Origin of the sequence: Citrobacter sp. ABFQG, assembly GCF_004322975.1 — a bacterium.
Taxonomy (GTDB): domain Bacteria; phylum Pseudomonadota; class Gammaproteobacteria; order Enterobacterales; family Enterobacteriaceae; genus Citrobacter; species Citrobacter freundii.
In genome coordinates, this window is sequence record NZ_CP036435.1 from 2,483,794 (window position 1) to 2,503,050 (window position 19,257).

16 protein-coding genes are annotated in these 19,257 nt (G+C 51.4%); 9 read left to right on the top strand and 7 right to left on the bottom strand.

Annotated elements, in window-relative coordinates:
• The first annotated feature begins 51 nt into the window (after positions 1-51).
• The 6 genes from rlmKL to rmf all read left to right on the top strand — a co-directional run bounded on the left by rlmKL (position 52) and on the right by rmf (position 7,977).
• Positions 52-2,160: a bifunctional 23S rRNA (guanine(2069)-N(7))-methyltransferase RlmK/23S rRNA (guanine(2445)-N(2))-methyltransferase RlmL gene (gene rlmKL, locus WN16_RS12000; protein WP_087879486.1), complete on the top strand. Its 2,109-nt coding sequence runs from the start codon at positions 52-54 to the stop codon at positions 2,158-2,160.
• 12 nt (positions 2,161-2,172) lie between these two features.
• On the top strand, positions 2,173-4,080 hold the full coding sequence (locus WN16_RS12005; RefSeq protein ID WP_003836846.1) for an ABC transporter ATP-binding protein: 1,908 nt from the start codon (positions 2,173-2,175) through the stop codon (positions 4,078-4,080).
• Between the two features lie 14 nt (positions 4,081-4,094).
• Positions 4,095-5,348 (top strand): membrane integrity-associated transporter subunit PqiA, encoded by a 1,254-nt coding sequence (pqiA, locus tag WN16_RS12010; RefSeq protein WP_003035862.1) that lies wholly within the window; start codon positions 4,095-4,097, stop codon positions 5,346-5,348.
• 4 nt (positions 5,349-5,352) lie between these two features.
• Positions 5,353-6,993, top strand: coding sequence for an intermembrane transport protein PqiB (gene pqiB / locus WN16_RS12015; RefSeq protein WP_003836843.1), 1,641 nt, complete (start codon positions 5,353-5,355; stop codon positions 6,991-6,993).
• Complete coding sequence (pqiC, locus tag WN16_RS12020) at positions 6,990-7,553, top strand: membrane integrity-associated transporter subunit PqiC (RefSeq protein ID WP_003035868.1); 564 nt, start codon at positions 6,990-6,992, stop codon at positions 7,551-7,553. The genes pqiB and pqiC overlap by 4 nt, the downstream gene beginning before the upstream one ends.
• 256 nt (positions 7,554-7,809) lie before the next feature.
• Positions 7,810-7,977: a ribosome modulation factor gene (rmf, locus tag WN16_RS12025; protein ID WP_003035871.1), complete on the top strand. Its 168-nt coding sequence runs from the start codon at positions 7,810-7,812 to the stop codon at positions 7,975-7,977.
• Positions 7,978-8,084: 107 nt separating this feature from the next.
• Here the strand turns inward: rmf and fabA are convergent, their stop codons facing one another.
• Together fabA and WN16_RS12035 are read right to left on the bottom strand one after the other, a co-directional pair.
• Positions 8,085-8,603 carry a bifunctional 3-hydroxydecanoyl-ACP dehydratase/trans-2-decenoyl-ACP isomerase gene (fabA, locus tag WN16_RS12030; protein WP_003035875.1) on the bottom strand — a complete coding sequence of 173 codons (519 nt, stop codon included), beginning with the start codon at positions 8,601-8,603 and terminating at the stop codon, positions 8,085-8,087.
• Positions 8,604-8,671: 68 nt separating this feature from the next.
• The gene (locus WN16_RS12035) at positions 8,672-10,432 is read right to left on the bottom strand and encodes a Lon protease family protein (RefSeq protein WP_003035878.1); all 1,761 of its coding nucleotides are present in this window, start codon (positions 10,430-10,432) and stop codon (positions 8,672-8,674) included.
• A 185-nt stretch (positions 10,433-10,617) separates the two neighbouring features.
• Between WN16_RS12035 and matP the strand changes: the two genes are divergently transcribed.
• Positions 10,618-11,070, top strand: a complete 453-nt coding sequence (matP, locus tag WN16_RS12040; protein ID WP_003035881.1) for a macrodomain Ter protein MatP — start codon at positions 10,618-10,620, stop codon at positions 11,068-11,070.
• A 91-nt stretch (positions 11,071-11,161) separates the two neighbouring features.
• Here the strand turns inward: matP and ompA are convergent, their stop codons facing one another.
• The gene (gene ompA / locus WN16_RS12045) at positions 11,162-12,220 is read right to left on the bottom strand and encodes a porin OmpA (protein WP_003836839.1); all 1,059 of its coding nucleotides are present in this window, start codon (positions 12,218-12,220) and stop codon (positions 11,162-11,164) included.
• A 357-nt stretch (positions 12,221-12,577) separates the two neighbouring features.
• Positions 12,578-13,087, bottom strand: coding sequence for an SOS-induced cell division inhibitor SulA (sulA, locus tag WN16_RS12050; RefSeq protein WP_032936288.1), 510 nt, complete (start codon positions 13,085-13,087; stop codon positions 12,578-12,580).
• A gap of 217 nt (positions 13,088-13,304) precedes the next feature.
• On the opposite strand from sulA, the gene WN16_RS12055 reads away from it, so the two are divergent.
• Positions 13,305-13,919, top strand: coding sequence for a TfoX/Sxy family DNA transformation protein (locus WN16_RS12055; RefSeq protein WP_003035889.1), 615 nt, complete (start codon positions 13,305-13,307; stop codon positions 13,917-13,919).
• Here WN16_RS12055 and yccS read toward each other — a convergent pair.
• Both yccS and WN16_RS12065 read right to left on the bottom strand, forming a co-directional pair.
• Entirely contained in the window at positions 13,897-16,050 is a 2,154-nt protein-coding gene (gene yccS / locus WN16_RS12060; protein WP_032941200.1) for a YccS family putative transporter, read from the bottom strand. The two genes, WN16_RS12055 and yccS, sit on opposite strands and share 23 nt — an antisense overlap.
• An 18-nt stretch (positions 16,051-16,068) precedes the next feature.
• On the bottom strand, positions 16,069-16,515 hold the full coding sequence (locus tag WN16_RS12065; RefSeq protein ID WP_003035892.1) for a YccF domain-containing protein: 447 nt from the start codon (positions 16,513-16,515) through the stop codon (positions 16,069-16,071).
• Positions 16,516-16,640: 125 nt separating this feature from the next.
• On the opposite strand from WN16_RS12065, the gene helD reads away from it, so the two are divergent.
• Complete coding sequence (gene helD, locus WN16_RS12070) at positions 16,641-18,695, top strand: DNA helicase IV (RefSeq protein ID WP_044700756.1); 2,055 nt, start codon at positions 16,641-16,643, stop codon at positions 18,693-18,695.
• 32 nt (positions 18,696-18,727) lie between these two features.
• On the opposite strand, the gene mgsA is transcribed toward helD, so the two are convergent.
• On the bottom strand, positions 18,728-19,186 hold the full coding sequence (gene mgsA, locus WN16_RS12075) for a methylglyoxal synthase (RefSeq protein WP_044700753.1): 459 nt from the start codon (positions 19,184-19,186) through the stop codon (positions 18,728-18,730).
• Positions 19,187-19,257: the final 71 nt, after the last annotated feature.

Sequence of the window (19,257 nt, forward strand, 5' to 3'; positions counted from 1 at the left end):
GCCCATATTAGCTATAATGCGCAGCAATTTTCTCGGAGTAAAAGTGACATTATGAATTCTCTGTTTGCCAGTACGGCCCGCGGGCTGGAAGAGCTGTTAAAAACTGAACTGGAAAACCTCGGCGCGCAGGAGTGTCAGGTCGTTCAGGGTGGGGTCCATTTTAAGGGCGACACGCGGCTTGTTTACCAGAGCCTGATGTGGAGTCGCCTGGCCTCGCGCATTATCCTGCCGATGGGAGAGTGCAAGGTCTACAGCGATCTTGATCTGTACCTCGGCGTTCAGGCAATCGACTGGACAGAGATATTTAACCCTGGTGCTACGTTTGCCGTTCATTTTAGCGGCCTGAACGAAACCATTCGTAACAGCCAGTACGGCGCGCTAAAGGTCAAGGATGCGATTGTCGATGCATTTACCCGTAAAAATATGCCGCGTCCGAATGTGGATCGTGAATCTCCGGATTTGCGCATCAACGTCTGGTTGAACAAAGATACCGCCAGCATTGCGCTCGATCTGAGCGGTGATGGTTTGCACCAGCGTGGCTATCGCGATCGCGCGGGTCAGGCACCGATTAAAGAAACGCTGGCCGCCGCTATTGTTATGCGTTCTGGCTGGCAACCGGGAACCCCGTTACTCGATCCGATGTGTGGTTCCGGCACACTGCTGATTGAAGCGGCGATGTGGGCAACCGATCGCGCGCCGGGCCTGCACCGCGGGTACTGGGGCTTCAGCGGTTGGGCGCAGCACGACGAAGCCGTCTGGCAAGAAGTTAAAGCCGAAGCGCAGGTGCGTGCGCGTAAGGGACTGGCTGACTATACCTCGCATTTTTATGGATCCGACAGCGATGCGCGCGTGATTGAAAAAGCGCGCAGTAACGCTCGCCGCGCCGGTATCGCCGATCTGATGACATTTGACGTTAAAGATGTCGCCAAACTGAGCAATCCGTTGCCGAAAGGACCGTATGGGACGGTTATCAGTAACCCGCCTTACGGCGAACGTTTGGATAGCGAACCGGCGCTGATTGCCCTGCACAGCCTGCTGGGCCGAACGATGAAAAACCAGTTTGGCGGCTGGAATTTGTCGCTGTTCAGCGCCTCTCCGGATCTGCTCAGCAGCCTGCAATTACGTGCCGACAAGCAGTTCAAGGCGAAAAACGGCCCGCTGGATTGTGTGCAGAAAAACTATCACGTTGCAGAGACCACCGCGGACAGCAAGCCTGCCACGGTCGCGGAAGATTATGCTAACCGCCTGCGCAAGAACATCAAGAAACTGGAAAAATGGGCGCGTCAGGAAGGCATTGAATGTTATCGCCTGTATGACGCTGACCTGCCGGAATACAACGTTGCTGTGGATCGTTACGGTGAGTGGGTCGTGGTTCAGGAATATGCTCCACCGAAGACAGTTGATGCACAAAAAGCGCGTCAACGCCTGTTTGACATTATTGCCGCAACGCTGTCAGTACTGGAAATCGCGCCCAATAAACTGGTGCTGAAAACCCGTGAACGCCAGAAAGGCAAGAATCAGTATCAGAAGATGAATGAGAAGGGTGAATTCATTGAGGTAAGCGAGTACAACGCGCGCCTGTGGGTGAACCTGACTGACTACCTTGATACGGGTTTATTCCTCGATCACCGTATTGCGCGCCGTATGCTGGGGCAGATGAGTAAAGGTAAGGACTTCCTTAACCTGTTCTCCTACACCGGCAGCGCCAGCGTACATGCAGGATTGGGCGGTGCGCGTAGCACCACGACGGTTGATATGTCGCGTACCTATCTGGAATGGGCGGAACGCAACCTGCGTCTGAACGGCCTGAGCGGTCGCGCTCACCGTTTAATTCAGGCCGATTGCCTGGGCTGGTTGCGTGATGCCAATGAACAGTTTGATCTGATTTTCATCGATCCGCCGACGTTCTCTAACTCAAAACGTATGGAAGACTCGTTTGATGTGCAGCGCGATCATCTGGCGCTGATGAAAGATCTGAAACGTTTGCTGCGTAAAGACGGCACGATCATGTTCTCCAACAACAAACGTGGGTTCCGTATGGATCTCGACGGTTTGGCTGAACTGGGATTGAAAGCACAAGAAATCACCCAAAAAACGCTTTCCCAGGACTTTGCCCGTAACCGTCAGATCCACAATTGCTGGCTGATTACCGCAGCCTGAAAGGAAAATTAAATGTCATTAATCAGTATGCATGGTGCATGGCTGTCGTTCAGCGATGCGCCGCTTCTTGATAATGCTGAACTGCATATCGAAGATAACGAGCGGGTCTGTCTGGTTGGCCGTAATGGCGCGGGCAAATCGACGCTGATGAAGATCCTGAACCGTGAACAGGGTCTTGACGATGGGCGTATTATTTATGAGCAGGATCTGGTTGTGGCGCGTCTGCAGCAGGATCCGCCGCGCAACGTGCAGGGTAGCGTCTACGATTTTGTCGCCGAAGGGATTGCAGAACAGGCGGTTTACCTCAAGCGTTATCACGATATCTCGCATCTGGTGATCGCCGATCCGAGTGATAAAAACCTCCAGGAACTGGCGAAGGTTCAGGAACAGCTGGATCACCACAATCTGTGGCAGCTGGAAAACCGTATTAATGAAGTACTGGAACAGCTTGGCCTGGAAGCAGACATGGAGCTGGCATCGCTTTCCGGCGGCTGGCTACGTAAGGCGGCGCTGGGCCGCGCGTTAGTGAGCAACCCGCGCGTGCTGCTATTGGATGAACCGACGAACCACCTGGATATTGAAACCATCGACTGGCTGGAAGGGTTCCTGAAAACTTTCAATGGGACAATTATTTTCATTTCCCATGACCGTTCATTTATCCGCAATATGGCGACGCGTATTGTCGATCTTGACCGCGGCAAGCTGGTGACCTATCCGGGGAGTTACGATCAGTATCTGCTGGATAAAGAAGAAGCGTTGCGCGTAGAAGAGTTACAAAACGCGGAATTTGATCGCAAGTTGGCGCAGGAAGAAGTCTGGATTCGTCAGGGTATCAAAGCGCGTCGTACGCGTAACGAAGGTCGCGTGCGCGCACTGAAAGCCATGCGTCGCGAGCGTGGCGAACGTCGCGAAGTGATGGGCACAGCGAAGATGCAGGTCGAAGAGGCTAGCCGTTCAGGCAAGATTGTTTTCGAAATGGAGAATGTGGATTACCAGGTTGACGGAAAGCAGCTGGTGAAAGATTTCTCCGCGCAGGTGCAGCGTAGCGACAAGATCGCGCTAATCGGACCTAACGGCTGCGGCAAAACAACGCTGCTGAAGTTGATGTTAGGTCAGCTTCAGGCTGACAGCGGACGCATTCACGTCGGTACCAAGCTGGAAGTGGCCTATTTCGATCAGCACCGCGCCGAACTGGATCCCGATAAAACCGTGATGGACAACCTGGCTGAAGGTAAGCAAGAGGTGATGGTTAACGGTAAACCTCGCCATGTGCTGGGTTACCTGCAGGACTTCCTGTTCCATCCGAAACGTGCGATGACGCCAGTACGTGCGCTCTCTGGCGGGGAACGTAATCGCCTGTTATTGGCACGTTTGTTCCTGAAACCCAGCAATCTGTTGATTCTCGATGAACCAACGAACGATCTTGACGTCGAAACGCTAGAACTGCTCGAAGAGTTGATTGATAGCTACCAGGGCACCGTGCTGCTGGTGAGCCACGACCGTCAGTTTGTCGATAATACCGTGACCGAATGCTGGATCTTCGAAGGCGGCGGTAAAATTGGTCGTTATGTCGGCGGTTATCATGATGCGCGCAGTCAACAATCGCAGTATGTGGCGTTTAAGCAGCCAGTTGCGAAAAAAACAGAGGAGCCAGCCGCTCCTAAAGCAGAAATTGTCAAACGCGGCACCAGCAAACTAAGCTATAAACTGCAGCGCGAACTGGAGCAGCTCCCCGCGTTGCTTGAAGAACTGGAAGCTAAGCTGGAAGCCTTACAGGCTCAGGTTGCTGACGCCGCGTTTTTCAGTCAGCCTCACGAGCAAACGCAACAGGTGTTAGCTAATTTGAACGAAGCGGAACAAGAACTTGAGCAAGCCTTTGAGCGCTGGGAGTATCTTGAGTCTTTGAAGAATGGCGCATAATTAAAGGAGCACCTATGTGCGAACATCACCATGCCGCGAAGCATATTTTGTGCTCGCAGTGTGACATGCTGGTGGCGTTACCTCGCCTTGAGCATGGTCAGAAAGCGGCATGTCCACGATGTGGCACTACGTTAACCGTTGAGTGGGACGCGCCCCGGCAGCGTCCCACTGCCTATGTTTTAGCCGCACTATTTATGCTGCTGCTGTCAAACCTCTTTCCCTTTGTGAATATGAACGTCGCAGGTGTGAGTAGTGAAGTGACGTTGCTGCAAATTCCCAGCGTGCTCTTTTCTGAAGATTACGCCAGTCTCGGCACCTTCTTTATCTTATTCGTTCAGCTGGTTCCGGCCTTTTGCCTGCTGACGATCCTGCTACTGGTAAACCGGGTTCAGATGCCCGAGCGGCTTAAAGCATGGCTGGCGCGCATTTTGTTTCAGTTAAAAAGCTGGGGAATGGCAGAAATCTTCCTCGCCGGCGTGCTGGTGAGCTTTGTTAAGCTGATGGCCTACGGCGATATCGGCGTGGGCAGCAGCTTTATTCCGTGGTGCTTCTTTTGCGTTTTACAGTTGCGTGCATTTCAGTGCGTTGACCGTCGCTGGCTATGGGATGATATTGCGCCAATGCCTGTCATAAAGCAGGCCTTAAAACCTGGCGTGCCTGGCATCCGACAGGGACTGCGTTCCTGCTCTTGCTGCACTGCAATACTTCCCGCTGATGAACGGGTGTGCCCACGCTGTCAGACGAAAGGCTATGTGCGGCGTAAAAACAGTCTGCAATGGACGTTGGCATTACTGTTTACGTCAATCATGCTTTATCTTCCTGCCAATATTCTGCCGATTATGATTACCGATTTGCTCGGGTCAAAGCTGCCGTCAACCATACTTGAGGGGGTGGTTTTAATCTGGAGCGAAGGCTCGTATCCGGTGGCTGCGGTTATCTTTATCGCCAGTATTATGGTGCCGACGTTGAAAATGATCGCCATTGCCTGGCTATGCTGGGACGCCAAGGGGCACGGCAAGCGCGACAGTGAACGGATGCATTTAATTTATGAGGTCGTGGAATTTGTCGGTCGCTGGTCAATGATCGACGTCTTTGTGATTGCGGTACTCTCTGCGCTGGTGCGCATGGGAGGGTTAATGAACATTTATCCTGCAATGGGTGCTTTGATGTTTGCTTTAGTCGTCATTATGACAATGTTTTCTGCGATGACATTTGATCCGCGTCTGTCGTGGGATCGTGAACCAGAACCAGGCCATGAGGAGTCCTGACAGCATGGAATCTAAAAGTGGGGAAGCCAAAGTGCAAAAGGTAAAAAACTGGTCGCCCGTGTGGATATTTCCTATCGTCACTGCACTCATTGGCGCGTGGGTTCTGTTTTATCACTACAGTCATCAGGGGCCACAGGTCACGCTTATTACCACCAATGCCGAAGGTATTGAAGGGGGCAAGACGACGATTAAGAGCCGCAGTGTGGACGTCGGCATCGTTGAGAGCGCAACCCTGACGGATGATCTGACCCATGTGGAGATTAAAGCGCGCCTTAACTCCGGAATGGAAAAGCTGCTGCATAAAGATTCTGTCTTTTGGGTGGTGAAGCCGCAGGTTGGACGTGAAGGTATCAGTGGGCTCGGCACGCTATTGTCGGGGGCTTATATTGAACTGCAGCCTGGCAATAAAGGCAGTAAGCTGGAAAATTACCAACTGCTGGATTCACCGCCACTGGCCCCGCCAGATGCAAAAGGGATCCGTGTGATTCTGGACAGCAAAAAAGCCGGTCAGTTGAGTCCGGGCGATCCGGTGCTTTTTCGCGGCTATCGTGTAGGTTCGGTTGAAACCAGCACATTTGATGCGCAAAAGCGTACGATCAGCTATCAGCTTTTCATTAATGCGCCTAACGATCGTCTGGTGACCAGTAATGTGCGTTTCTGGAAAGACAGCGGGATCGCCGTAGATCTTACCTCAGCAGGTATGCGCGTAGAAATGGGTTCGCTCTCCACGCTGTTTGGCGGTGGTGTAAGTTTTGATGTGCCAGAAGGTTTAGAGCAGGGCGAGCCGGTCGCACAACAGTCAGCGTTTAATCTTTATGACGATCAAAAAAGTATTCAGGATTCACTGTATACCGATCATATCGATTATCTGATGTTCTTTAAAGATTCGATTCGTGGCCTGCAGCCTGGTGCGCCGCTGGAATTCCGTGGCATCCGCTTGGGTACGGTGAGTAAAGTGCCTTTCTTCTCACCGAATATGCGCCAGGTGTTCAACAATGATTATCGCATTCCGGTGCTGGTACGCATTGAACCAGAACGTCTGAAGGCGCAGCTGGGCGAAGATACTGATGTTGGTGCTCATCTGGCGGAATTGCTTAAACGCGGATTACGGGCATCGCTCAAAACCGGGAACCTGGTGACCGGCGCGCTTTATGTCGATCTCGACTTCTATCCGAAAGAGCCGCCGATTACTGGTGTACGCGAATTTAATGGTTATCAAATTATTCCGACCGTGAGCGGTGGTCTGGCGCAGATCCAACAGCGTCTGATGGAAGCGTTGGATAAGATTAATAATCTGCCGCTGAACCCGATGATTGAGCAGGCAACCAATACGCTGTCGGAAAGCCAGCGCACGATGAAGCATCTGCAAACCACGCTGGATAACATGAACAAGATCACGTCCAGCCAGTCGATGCAGGATCTTCCGGCGGATATGCAGAACACGCTGCGTGAACTAAATCGTAGCATGCAGGGCTTCCAGCCTGGTTCTGCGGCCTACAACAAGATGGTGGCAGATATGCAGCGTCTTGATCAGGTGCTACGTGAACTGCAACCGGTACTGAAAACGCTGAACGATAAGAGTAATGCGCTGGTATTTGAAGCGAAGGACAAAAAAGATCCAGAGCCGAAGAGGGCGAAACAATGAAAAAGTGGCTAGTGGTGATGATGGCGGTCTGGCTGACGTCATGCAGCTCCAGCGGAGAGAATAAAAGCTATTACCAGCTCCCTATCGCACAAGGCGGTGTGCAGAGCTCCGCCAATCAGGGAAACCGTCTGCTGTGGGTTGAACAGATTGCGGTACCTGATTATCTGGCCGGTAATGGGGTGGTTTACCAGACCAGCGATGTGCAATATGTTATAGCCAATAATAATCTCTGGGCCAGCCCATTAGATCAGCAATTGCGCAATACGCTGGTTGCTAACCTCAGCATGCAGTTGCCTGGCTGGGTTGTTGCTTCGCAGCCGCTGGGAAGCACTCAGGACACGCTGAACGTCACCGTAACCGGCTTCCACGGTCGTTACGATGGTAAGGTTATCGTGAGTGGAGAATGGTTGCTGAATCATCAGGGACAACTGATCAAACGTCCATTCCACATCGAAGCTGTACAGACTAAAGACGGCTACGATGAGATGGTGAAGGTTCTTGCTAACGCCTGGAGTCAGGAAGCGACGGCTATTGCTCAAGAGCTGAAACGCATCCCATAAGCTTAAATAATTGTAAATTATGCCGCCCCTGGCTCACCGCCCGGGGCGGTTTTTTTTATTTTTTTAGCCGTGGAGATAGCTGTTCTGACTGACTATTTTTGTACAAATGATTTAGAGGCTAGCTCACAAATATGACACTGGCGTGAATTTTGCGCATTGACGAGCCTAATGTTTAGGGGTATTCGTTTAGTGTGATTGCACACTTAGTAATCACTGTTTTCTTTTCCACCAGACCAAAAAATGAGGGAAACGAGGCATGAAGAGACAAAAACGAGATCGCCTGGAACGGGCACATCAACGTGGATATCAGGCCGGCATTGCCGGACGCTCAAAAGAAATGTGTCCCTATCAGACGCTGAATCAGAGGTCATACTGGCTGGGAGGCTGGCGAGAAGCCATGGGGGATAGGGTTTTAATGGCCTGATTCTGTCTCTTTAGATAAAAGAAACCTCCGCAGAGCGGAGGTTTCGCCTTTTTGCACACCAGATAAAACGGAGAAACGTTAATGTCTGGCTGCTACGCAGTCCTGGATTAGAACGCGGAAGTGTCCTGGAACAGACCCACTTTCAGATCGTTTGCGGTGTAGATCAGACGACCATCAACCAGCACTTCACCATCAGCCAGGCCCATGATCAGGCGACGGTTAACGATACGTTTGAAGTGAATGCGGTAAGTGACTTTCTTCGCAGTCGGCAGAACCTGGCCGGTGAATTTAACTTCACCTACGCCCAGCGCACGGCCTTTACCTTCTCCGCCCAGCCAGCCGAGATAGAATCCAACCAGCTGCCACATGGCGTCGAGACCCAGGCAGCCCGGCATCACCGGATCGCCGATAAAGTGACAACCGAAGAACCACAGGTCTGGGTTGATATCCAGTTCAGCTTCAACATAACCTTTGTCAAAGTTGCCACCGGTTTCGGTCATCTTGATGACACGGTCCATCATCAGCATGCTTGGTGCTGGCAGTTGTGGCCCTTTTGCGCCAAACAGTTCACCGCGACCAGAGGCAAGAAGGTCTTCTTTCGTATAGGATTCGCGTTTATCTACCATGTTCTCTGTAAGCCTTATTTTATTGAAGCACGCAGGATAGCTAACACGTGTACGCTGAACAAGTCCGATCAGTTCGGAATAATCCAGTTCAGCCAACGTAGCGGCCATGGAAAACGGTGACGACCTTCCTGTTGCGTAGCCGTGGCAATACGCTCTTGAATGGTTTGCATCAGCGTTGTCTGGCCTTCGCCATCCCACACCAGATTTAACAACAGTGGCAGCGCATCAGTTACGTCGTCCACCGCCCAGATAGTGAATTTTTCTTCTTCTATGGCCTGCAGCAGCGCGGGATGCAGGCTGAGGTGTCTGACGTTAGCCGAAGGAATGATAACGCCCTGCGTGCCCGTCAGCTCACGCTGCTGGCAGATGGCGAAGAAACCTTCAATTTTCTCATTCAGACCACCGACAGGTTGCGCCCGACCAAACTGATCGACAGAACCGGTAATGGCGATACTTTGATTAACAGGCACGTCGGCGAGGGCGCTGATCAATGCGCACAGTTCTGCCATAGACGCGCTGTCACCGTCCACTTCGCTGTAAGATTGCTCAAAGGTCAGCGAGGCAGAGAAGGGGATTTGCTGCTCAAGCTGGAGTTCCGACATCAGGAACGCCTGCATAATCATCATACCCTTGGCATGAATATTTCCGCCGAGCTCGGCTTTGCGCTCAATGTCCGTAAACTCGCCGTCGCCAATATGCACGACGCAACTGATACGAGAAGGCTCGCCAAATGCGCGTGGGTGGCCTGGAAACTCAATCACCGACAAGGCGTTGATCTGGCCAATACGCTCGCCTTCTGTCTCGATAAGGATCTGCTCTTGCAGAATTTCGTCCTGCATGCGTTCGGCCAGGAATCCCTCACGCCATTCGCGCTGAGCCAGCATCAGGCTGAACTGCTCAGCGTTGCAGGTTTCGCTCTCGCATAACGGGGCCACCTCTTTGAACTGTCTGGTGATCCACAGCGGGTTAAGAGGCAATGTATCCTGTTCACCGGTATAGCGAACGGCTTCACGGATCAAAACCTGCCAGGCATCAGGAGCGGGGTAAGGCAAATTATTGCGCATGGCAGTATGCGTGACCCACTGACACCACTGCGTCATGGTTTCTGCATCCACTATCTGCAGATTATCTTCAAACTCGCTGTAAATGGCCTGCTCAGCCAACTCTGGTTCCATGTCCTGGAAATCCGCCAGCGATTCACGCTCACCCACCAAAATCACTTTCAGTTTAAGCGGCATAGGCGGAACAGAGACAGGCAGTGGGCGAGACTCATCAAAAGCCACCCAATCAAAACGCTCGTGGCTGACAATGGCTTTCAGACGCATCCACAACAGAGGTTGGGCCAACAGCGTGCGCAATGAGATAACCAGCACCCCCCCATTGGCCTGATGTACCAGACCTGGCTGCAGCGTAATTTCGCCATTGAACTGACGTAGACAGCCAAACAGTTGTTCAGCTTCGGCCCAGTCAGCGCTGACCACCTGCGTCAACGTCGCAAAATTGTCTTCCGCTTTTTCAGCTGTACGATAACGAATAGTGTGACCGGAGATGTCGTAATGACCGCCAGTCAGGCTTCCTGCATCCGTGTGCAAGGGACGTGCAGCCTTTGCAATAAGGTTGAGATACTCAAGCTCCTCCGGTGCTTTAACCAACATGAACGAGGATGTTGTCCAGTGCTGAAGAAGCTGCTCTAGCGCGAATTGTAAACGTGGCTGAGTATCACTAAGTAAGGTGTCGGTGTCGTCAGTGACGTGCGGCTGTGCAAATACTTCCTGATAACTGTCGGTATCAGGAACCAGATCACGCCATGCAAGTTTCGTAATGGTCAAAGTTGATGTTTTTTAGTCTGTTGTAAAAAACGAGATTATACCGTAACCCTCACCACTAAACACCTGGAAAGCGCCGCGAAACGGTTGTGATGACGCGCGGCAGTTCACAGGCTGGATATTCTTTTCTTCAGATGCCGAAAAAGCTGATATTCTGATAAGAGTTACACGGTAACATTGAGATCGCAATGAAATATCAACAACTTGAAAATCTTGAAAGCGGATGGAAATGGAAGTACCTGGTGAAGAAGCATCGCGAGGGGGAGTTGATTACCCGCTATGTGGAAGCCAGCGCTGCCAAAGAAGCCGTTGATTTGTTGCTAACCCTCGAAAATGAACCGGTTCGGGTCAACGCCTGGATTGAAGAATACATGAACCCTGCACTGCTCAATCGTATGAAGCAAACGATCCGGGCGAGGCGTAAGCGGCACTTTAATGCAGAACATCAACATACGCGTAAGAAATCTATCGATCTGGAGTTTATGGTCTGGCAGCGTCTGGCAGGTCTTGCGCAGCGGCGCGGAAAAACACTTTCTGAAACTATAGTGCAGCTGATTGAAGACGCAGAGCATAAAGAGAAGTACGCGAACAAAATGTCGACATTGAAACAGGATTTACAGGCGTTGCTGGGAAAAGACTAGCGGTTGGCTGGTGTAACAAGAGGCTTGTTTTGAGTGGAAACAGATGAAAAAAAACCCCGCATAGCGCGGGGTTTTTTTATAAGACGATAACTTAAGCCTGAGGCTGAGTTACAACGTCTTTGATGCCTTTAACTTCGATCTCAACACGACGATCCGGAGCCAGGCAGTCGATCAGTGCAGCGCGAGCTTTCACGTTGTCACAGGTGTTGCCAGTAACTGGGTTGGATTCACCCATGCCACGTGCAGAGATTTTGTCAGAAGGAATACCTTTAGAGATCAGGTAATCAACAACGGACTGAGCACGTTTCTCGGACAGACCCTGGTTGTAAGCGTCAGAACCGATGCGGTCAGTGAAGCCCAGAACCACTACGGAACCGTCTTTCGGATCCAGGTTGCTCAGCTGGCTGTACATCTGGTCCAGAGCCTGCTGGCCTTCTGGTTTCAGAGTTGCTTTGTTGAAGTTGAACAGAACGTCAGACTTCAGAGTGAAGTGCTTGGTCTGTACTTCTGGAGCCGGAGCCGGAGCAACAACTACTGGAGCTGCTTCTTCCTGCTGGCCGAAACGGTAAGAAACACCAACGCTCAACAGGCCGTTATCCGGACGACCACCAACGGTGTTCGCGTCACCGATGTTGTTGGTCCACTGGTATTCCAGACGGGTAGCGATTTCAGGAGTAATTGCATACTCTACGCCACCAGCGAATACTGGGGATACACCAGTGTCGTGGTCTTTGAAGCCTTCGTTGTTTTTAGCGTCTGCACGCCAAACCATACCACCCAGACGGGTATAAACGTCCAGATCGTCAGTGATTGGGTAACCCAGTTTAGCGGTCAGCTGAACGCCCTGAGCTTTGAAAGCGCCGTTTTGATGAGTCTGGTCGGTGTAGCCTTTGTACGGCATACGGCCTAACCAGTCGTAACCCATTTCAAAACCAACGTACGGGTTAACCTGATAACCACCGAACGCACCGGCACCCAGTTGGCTTTCGTGGGTCGGACCGGCGTTGTTGATCTGGTTGTTGCCAATATCATGGTACTGAGACCAGCCCATTTTAGCACCAGCGTACCAGGTGTTATCTTTCGGAGCGGCCTGCGCCACGGTAGCGAAACCAGCCAGTGCCACTGCAATTGCGATAGCTGTCTTTTTCATTTTTTGCGCCTCGTTATCATCCAAAATTCGCCATGAATATCTCCGAAGAGAGATAACACGGTTAAATCCTTCACCCGGGGACCAGTTCAATAGTTGCTCTACCGATATCTGCGGCTTACGCCGAGCACCCCTGGCGATGTAAAGTCTACAACGTAGTTGAAAACTTACAAGTGTGAAGTCCGTCAGGCATATGAAAAAAAAAGGCTTGTATACATAATATTTAACATTTATTGATGACTAAATGCACTGAGGATTTCCTGAAAACCGCTTGAGACAGGCGTTCGGACGAAAAACGCGTTAAAGCTCAAAGGCAAATTGAAGCATGAAAAAAAATTCCAGGATAAATCCTAATTTTACTCAATGATACAAATTCGAGTGAATTTTTAGCCCGGAATGCTGTCTCCCCGCAAGTGACTGTGCGCAAACAGGACGCATGATAAAACCCATCGCATTTCCTTCATCAGCCGCTTTTACCAGCTCGGCATGTTCATCTTCCGTTAATTCTTCTGCCAGCCAGCCGATAACGACACTGTAATTACCTGTGCGCAGCGCACGGATCATCGATTCCAGCGTATTGCAGGGGGAGAGTTGGCTAATCTGCATTACTTTTGTCAATGGAAGTCCGGCTGACTGCACCCACTCCCGGCTTAATTTTTGCTGAGGCGTCAGCCACAGCTGCCAGCGTGATTGCTGCCCTAACTGTTGCAGCAGAGGAAGCAGCAGTAGTTGCGTCATCATGGGCTGGTCCTCGCGATAGACTACTTCACTGATAAGCCCAGCGGTTGCGTTCTCTGATGAAACGCGCGCAATGCTGCTTGATGCGGAAGAGAACGACGAAGAACGATTTGCATAGCCTGAAGTGTACATAATCAATCCAGCCCTGTGAGTTACTGTATGGATATACAGTAACCCTGCTATCAACAAAGATCAACCTTATTTTCGGAAACAGGTTCGCAATTTTTAGTCGTCGTCACGGGAAAAATAAAATTCATCTTGCCCCATACGCATAAGTTGCCTATTTTCGTCATTAACGGATCCGCTACTAAAAATCATTTGCTTACGTTATGATTTAAAAAGGATTTTTATGAAAGAGCTTTCTTATGCAAGGATCTATAAATCGCAGGAATATTTGGCTTCTCTGGGGACAATTCACTATCGCTCACTGTTTGGTGGCTACAGTCTGACGGTTGGCGATACGGTCTTTGCCATGGTCGCCAATGGTGAGTTGTATCTTCGCGCCTGTGAACAGAGCGCCCAGTATTGTGTACAAAATTCTCCTGTCTGGCTGACATTTATTAAGCGGGGACGTCCTCTTGTACTTAATTATTACCAGGTGAACGATGCCCTGTGGCAAAACCAGCAGCAACTGGTGTCGTTATCGCGATATTCGTTGGATGCAGCGGTTAAGGAAAAACAGAGTCGCTTTACCCAGCATCGTCTGCGGGAATTGCCAAATATGACGTTTCATCTGGAGACTCTGCTGAATGAAGTTGGCATTAAAGATGAGGGGACTATGCGGTCGTTGGGAGCACAAATGTGCTGGCTGAAACTTCGGCAAAATAACCCGGCTCTGACGGTAAAAGTACTCTATGCCCTTGAAGGCGCGGTAGGGGGGATACATGAAGCCGCGCTCCCGGCGACGCGTCGCCAGGAGCTGGTGGAGTGGGTAAGTTCTCTTACGCCGGAACCGGGGTATTAGAAGGTAGTACGGCAATTTGCTGCTGTAATCGCCGGATTTCCGGGAGCAGAGCGATCAATAACCCAACTTGCTGAACGACCAGAGGCTCTTTACTGTCCGGGCGTGGTTCCAGGTGCTGAATTCGCTGCTTCAGCCCTTCTAACGCCTGGTATACGCGTTGCTCGTCAGCGGGTTGATGGTGAAGGGCATCATCAACATAGCAAACAGCGTCATCCAGCAATGCCAGAACGTCTGGATTGGTCAACTGTTCGCGATGTGCGCCAAGCGCAGAAATATAGCTGGTAAACGTATGGTTGAGACACAGTAAACGGAACGCCGTTTCGCGGGTTTGGGCCGTCACATCCGGCTCGCTCGACATGTTTGACACCACAGAGGCGAGTTCAGCATCACGGTTATGCGCGTCACGGCGAGCGATACGGTAGGCCAGACGATTATCACGACCCTGATGGTATTGTTCGAGAATTGCATCAAGGTAGCGGCAGTTAGCGTCAGTCGCCCGCTCAATTACCCGTGGTAGATTACGAAAACGCCAGTCTGGCCAGATGAAACTGACAGCCGCCCAGGCGATAGCACAGCCAATTAGCGTATCGATGACACGCGGCAGCGCAACCTCAAAGCCTTCGCCGAGCAGGTTAAAGCACAGTAATACCAGCAGCGTGATAAACATGGTGGCATGCGCATACTGGACGTTGCGAAAGGCAAAAAACAGTACACCAGTGATCACTAAAAGTATTAGCTGCCCTTCTAAAGAGGGCACAAACCACAGGATCGGTAAACCGATGGCAATACCAACCAACGTGCCGATAATCCTGAGCGCCAGGCGATGTCGGGTGGCATTGTAGTTTGGTTGACAGACAAACAGGCTGGTCAGCAAGATCCAGTATCCGTGATTCATGCCGGTTACCTGGATAATGGCATAACCAACACAGAGCACTAACGACATGCGGACGGCATGGCGAAACAGTGCGGACTCTGGGGTGAAATTACGGCTCAGGCGTAACCAGATATCACTGAATCCATGGGGACTGTCATCAGCAAGCTGATTTTCAGACTCATTGCGCGAGAGTACCTGAGCCTGTTCAGACTCAATGGTGGCCAGTTGCGCATCGATAGCCCGCAGGTTCGATAGTAAGAATCCCAGCGTATTGAGCAGATCTGCAGGCTCACCACTGGCGCGCATGCGCTCAAGTGCGGCATCTATATGAGTGAAGACGCGTTCAAAGTGCGGATCGTGCTGGTAAGGTGTGCGCAATAAAATACAACGAGACAGTTGTGAACAGGCTTGTCCTTGCATCGACATCAACCGCTGGAAGCGGAACATCACATCGCTATGACGGAAATGATCGCGTAGCGTTTGATACTGAATATGTGAGGAGCTTGCGCGTTCATGAATATCCTGCGCCACAAAATAGTAATGTAGCGTGCGACGTGTTCCCCGTTGTCCACGGTCACCGCGCAGGCGAGTCAGCAGCGATACTTTGGTCTGGTTTAGCGTTGCCATCAGTTGCCCATTAGCGAGGGCTAAATCATACAACGGCGCCTGGCTTTCATCTTCGATGTCGGGATCAAAAAGACGCGACTTCAGTTCCAGGTAGTGCGCTAATTGTTCGTAGCTGCGGGCCAGATTGTCCTGTAAGGGGCGGATGGGGAACAGAAGATGCCCGGTGAGCGTCAGCAGGTTATACCAGATAGCGCCAGCGAGCAGCAGGATTGGTTGTTGATACCACTGATCGTAAAGCGAGGTGCCCAGCATCGTGTAAATGGCGATGAGCAACGCGCCAAAAGCGATGGTTGCATAGCGCTGGCCTAATCCCCCCAGCAGAATAAAACCGCTGGTGGAAAGCGTTAACCCAATAGCAAACAGCCAGGGCCATGGGAAGAGCAGTTCAACGGAGGCTGAGGCAATAAAAAAGCACACCAGCGTGATGATTAAATTGCGCAGTCGGCCCGCGAGACGATCATCGAGATCGGTAAGTGCGGCAGCGACCATACCTAGCGTGAGAGGGATGGTCAGCTTGACGTCACCCAGCCACCAGGGCAGCGCCGTTGTACCGCATAGCGCGATAAAAATCCGCACGTAGTACAGCCAGGTGCTGTTCCAGGTATAGCGTTTGAGCAGAGGACTTAACATAAAGGCCATTGGTCCTGATTATTCAAAGCGACGACGTGCATTGGCTTCACGCGCTGCACGGGCAACTTCTACTGAAACTACCCGGCGACCCACCGGCCAGAGCGCAATGGCAGCGATTTTAAAGTTCGCAATGCCAACCGGAATACCAATAATCGTTATGCACTGAGCAATACCAGAGACAATGTGCATCAGACACAACCACCAGCCGAAGAAAATCAGCCAGAAAATATTGAGCACGGTGCCGCCGGTATTCAACAGGACGCTTTTACCGGCCGGATTCAGTTCATCGACATGTATCGCTTCGTTGCCATAGGGAAACAGTGAAAGTCGGGTTATCTCCCAGCATGAACGGGTCAAGGGTAAAGTAAAAATAAGCACGATACTGACCAGCGTTGCCAGTAACCAGGCCAGGGTGGTGGCGAACCCCCCAAGCACAAAATTTAAAATATTCAGAACAGTACGCATAAACCCTCGGTTAACTCTGGTTTTCTGTGAATTCGGCAATTGTAACGTTTTTTTGGGCTGGAGCACGTTTTCTCTGGCGGTTACACTGATAAGCAAACCTCTTCGTGTGGATCCGCTTGAGTCTTATGGAACTGAAAGCTACTTCTCTTGGAAAACGTCTGGCACAACACCCTTACGATCGGGCCGTTATTCTCAATGCCGGGATTAAAGTTTCCGGCGATCGTCACGAGTATCTTATTCCCTTCAATCAGTTACTGGCTATTCATTGCAAACGTGGTCTGGTGTGGGGCGAGCTGGAGTTTGTACTCCCGGATGAGAAGGTGGTTCGTCTTCACGGTACAGAGTGGGCGGAAACCCAGCGCTTCCATCATCATTTGAATGCACTCTGGCAGCAGTGGAGCCAGGAAATGAGTGACGTTGCTGCGGGGGTTTTACAGCAGCAGTTGGATGCGATAGCGGCGCGTACTAGTGAAAGTAAATGGCTGACGCGCGAACAAACGTCAGGGCTGCAGCAGCAGATTCGCCGTGCCTTTGCCGCGTTACCGCTCCCGGTTAATCGGCTGGAAGAATTTGAAAATTGCCGGGAGGCGTTACGTCAATGCCAGGCGTGGTTGAAGGACATTGAAGCCTGCCGCTTACAGCACAATCAGGCGTACACCGAGGCAATGCTGGAAGAGTATGCTGAGTTTTTCCAGCATATTGAATCTTCGCCGTTGAACCCTGCTCAGGCGCGCGCGGTAGTGAACGGTGAGCAATCATTGTTGGTACTTGCAGGGGCTGGAAGCGGTAAAACATCCGTATTGGTCGCCCGTGCGGGCTGGCTGCTTGCACGAGGAGAAGCCGCGCCAGAACAGATCCTGTTGCTGGCGTTTGGACGCAAAGCAGCCCAGGAGATGGATGACCGCATTCGTGAGCGTCTGCATACGGACGAGGTCACTGCACGGACGTTCCATTCACTGGCGTTGTACATTATTTCGCAAGGTAGCAAAAAAGTTCCAACAGTGAGCAAGCTGGAAAATGATGCCGCCGCTCGCAGTAAACTCTTTATAACGACCTGGCGTCAGCAGTGCAGTGAGAAAAAGGCTCAGGCTAAAGGCTGGCGACAATGGTTAGAAGAAGAAATGCAGTGGTCTGTACCCGAAGGTAACTTCTGGGATGACGAAAAATTACAGCGCCGTCTGGCCTCCCGGTTGGATCGCTGGGTTAGTTTGATGCGGATGCATGGTGGAGCACAGGCGGAGATGATTGCTAATGCTCCGGAGGAGATCCGCGATCTGTTCAGTAAACGCATAAAGCTAATGGCGCCGCTGCTCAAGGCCTGGAAGAGTGCCCTGAAGGATGAGAATGCCGTCGATTTCTCCGGGTTGATCCATCAGGCTATTGTCATTCTGGAGAAGGGGCGGTTTATCAGTCCGTGGAAACATATTCTGGTCGATGAATTTCAGGATATTTCCCCTCAGCGCGCCGCCCTGTTAGCCGCCTTGCGAAAGCAAAACTCGCAGACCACGCTGTTTGCCGTGGGAGATGACTGGCAGGCCATTTACCGGTTCAGCGGAGCAAAGCTTTCTCTGACGACCGCATTCCAGCAAAATTTTGGTGAGGGCGATAGCTGTAATCTGGATACGACTTACCGTTTTAATAGCCGGATTGGCGAAGTCGCAAACCAGTTTATCCAGCAAAACCCACATCAGCTCACGAAACCGCTGAACAGTCTGACGACCGGTGATAAAAAAGCTGTCACGTTGCTCGATGAAAGTCAGTTAGATCTGTTGCTGGATAAGCTGTCGGGTTTTGTGAAAGCTGAAGAGAGAATTCTGGTGCTGGCGCGGTACCATCATCTGAAGCCAGCCAGCCTGGACAAAGCGGCCACCCGCTGGCCCAAGCTGCAGTTGGATTTTATGACTATTCATGCCAGCAAAGGGCAGCAGGCGGATTACGTCATTGTTATGGGGCTTCATGACGGGAATGACGGTTTTCCGGCTCCGGCTCGTGAGTCGATTATGGAAGAGGCGTTACTCCCGGCTGTTGAAGATTTTCCTGATGCTGAAGAGAGGCGGTTGCTGTATGTGGCGCTAACGCGTGCACGGCATCGGGTATGGCTACTGTTTAGCAAAGACGCGCCATCATGTTTTGTTGATGAGCTTAAGCAATTAGACGTTCCGGTGACCCGGAAACCCTGAAAAGCAGGCGGCAGTTGCCGCCTGCTTAGCGTTTATTTGAGGCGTTCTGCAAGATAACGGGCGTAATCCGGGATCAAGATATCCGTTGCGTCGTTGAAGTTTGGCGACTGGATAATAAAATCAGCCGTTGACACGTTGGTGGCGACCGGAATGTTCCAGACTGTGGCCAGGCGTAGCAGGGCTTTGACATCAGGATCGTGGGGAACGGCGTTGAGCGGATCCCAGAAGAAAATCAGCACATCAATTTTCCCTTCTGAAATTAGCGCACCCACCTGCTGGTCACCCCCCATTGGGCCGCTCAGCATGGCATTGACGTCCATTCCTGTCGCGCGTTGAATTAAATTTCCAGTTGTCCCTGTAGCATACAGAACGTGTTGTTCCAGTAATGGCTGGTGGCGTTCAACCCAGCTCATCAACATCTTTTTGCAGTGATCGTGTGCGACCAACGCAATATGTTTCTGCGCTGGTAATGTGCGAGTCGTTAATTCCATAGTACAGCTCCCAAGTTAACCTTGTTACAGAGTACTGGAAGCACTTGACGCTGCAAGAGAAAGACAAAAAA

What these genes read in the sequence shown, in the direction of transcription:
- rlmKL (WP_087879486.1), top strand. Translation starts at nt 52, where the DNA reads ATGAATTCTCTGTTTGCCAGTACGGCCCGCGGGCTGGAAGAGCTGTTA.
- pqiC (WP_003035868.1), top strand. Translation starts at nt 6,990, where the DNA reads ATGAAAAAGTGGCTAGTGGTGATGATGGCGGTCTGGCTGACGTCATGC.
- pqiB (WP_003836843.1), top strand. Translation starts at nt 5,353, where the DNA reads ATGGAATCTAAAAGTGGGGAAGCCAAAGTGCAAAAGGTAAAAAACTGG.
- WN16_RS12005 (WP_003836846.1), top strand. Translation starts at nt 2,173, where the DNA reads ATGTCATTAATCAGTATGCATGGTGCATGGCTGTCGTTCAGCGATGCG.
- rmf (WP_003035871.1), top strand. Translation starts at nt 7,810, where the DNA reads ATGAAGAGACAAAAACGAGATCGCCTGGAACGGGCACATCAACGTGGA.
- matP (WP_003035881.1), top strand. Translation starts at nt 10,618, where the DNA reads ATGAAATATCAACAACTTGAAAATCTTGAAAGCGGATGGAAATGGAAG.
- pqiA (WP_003035862.1), top strand. Translation starts at nt 4,095, where the DNA reads ATGTGCGAACATCACCATGCCGCGAAGCATATTTTGTGCTCGCAGTGT.
- WN16_RS12055 (WP_003035889.1), top strand. Translation starts at nt 13,305, where the DNA reads ATGAAAGAGCTTTCTTATGCAAGGATCTATAAATCGCAGGAATATTTG.
- fabA (WP_003035875.1), bottom strand. Translation starts at nt 8,603, where the DNA reads ATGGTAGATAAACGCGAATCCTATACGAAAGAAGACCTTCTTGCCTCT.
- WN16_RS12065 (WP_003035892.1), bottom strand. Translation starts at nt 16,515, where the DNA reads ATGCGTACTGTTCTGAATATTTTAAATTTTGTGCTTGGGGGGTTCGCC.
- helD (WP_044700756.1), top strand. Translation starts at nt 16,641, where the DNA reads ATGGAACTGAAAGCTACTTCTCTTGGAAAACGTCTGGCACAACACCCT.
- sulA (WP_032936288.1), bottom strand. Translation starts at nt 13,087, where the DNA reads ATGTACACTTCAGGCTATGCAAATCGTTCTTCGTCGTTCTCTTCCGCA.
- mgsA (WP_044700753.1), bottom strand. Translation starts at nt 19,186, where the DNA reads ATGGAATTAACGACTCGCACATTACCAGCGCAGAAACATATTGCGTTG.
- yccS (WP_032941200.1), bottom strand. Translation starts at nt 16,050, where the DNA reads ATGTTAAGTCCTCTGCTCAAACGCTATACCTGGAACAGCACCTGGCTG.
- ompA (WP_003836839.1), bottom strand. Translation starts at nt 12,220, where the DNA reads ATGAAAAAGACAGCTATCGCAATTGCAGTGGCACTGGCTGGTTTCGCT.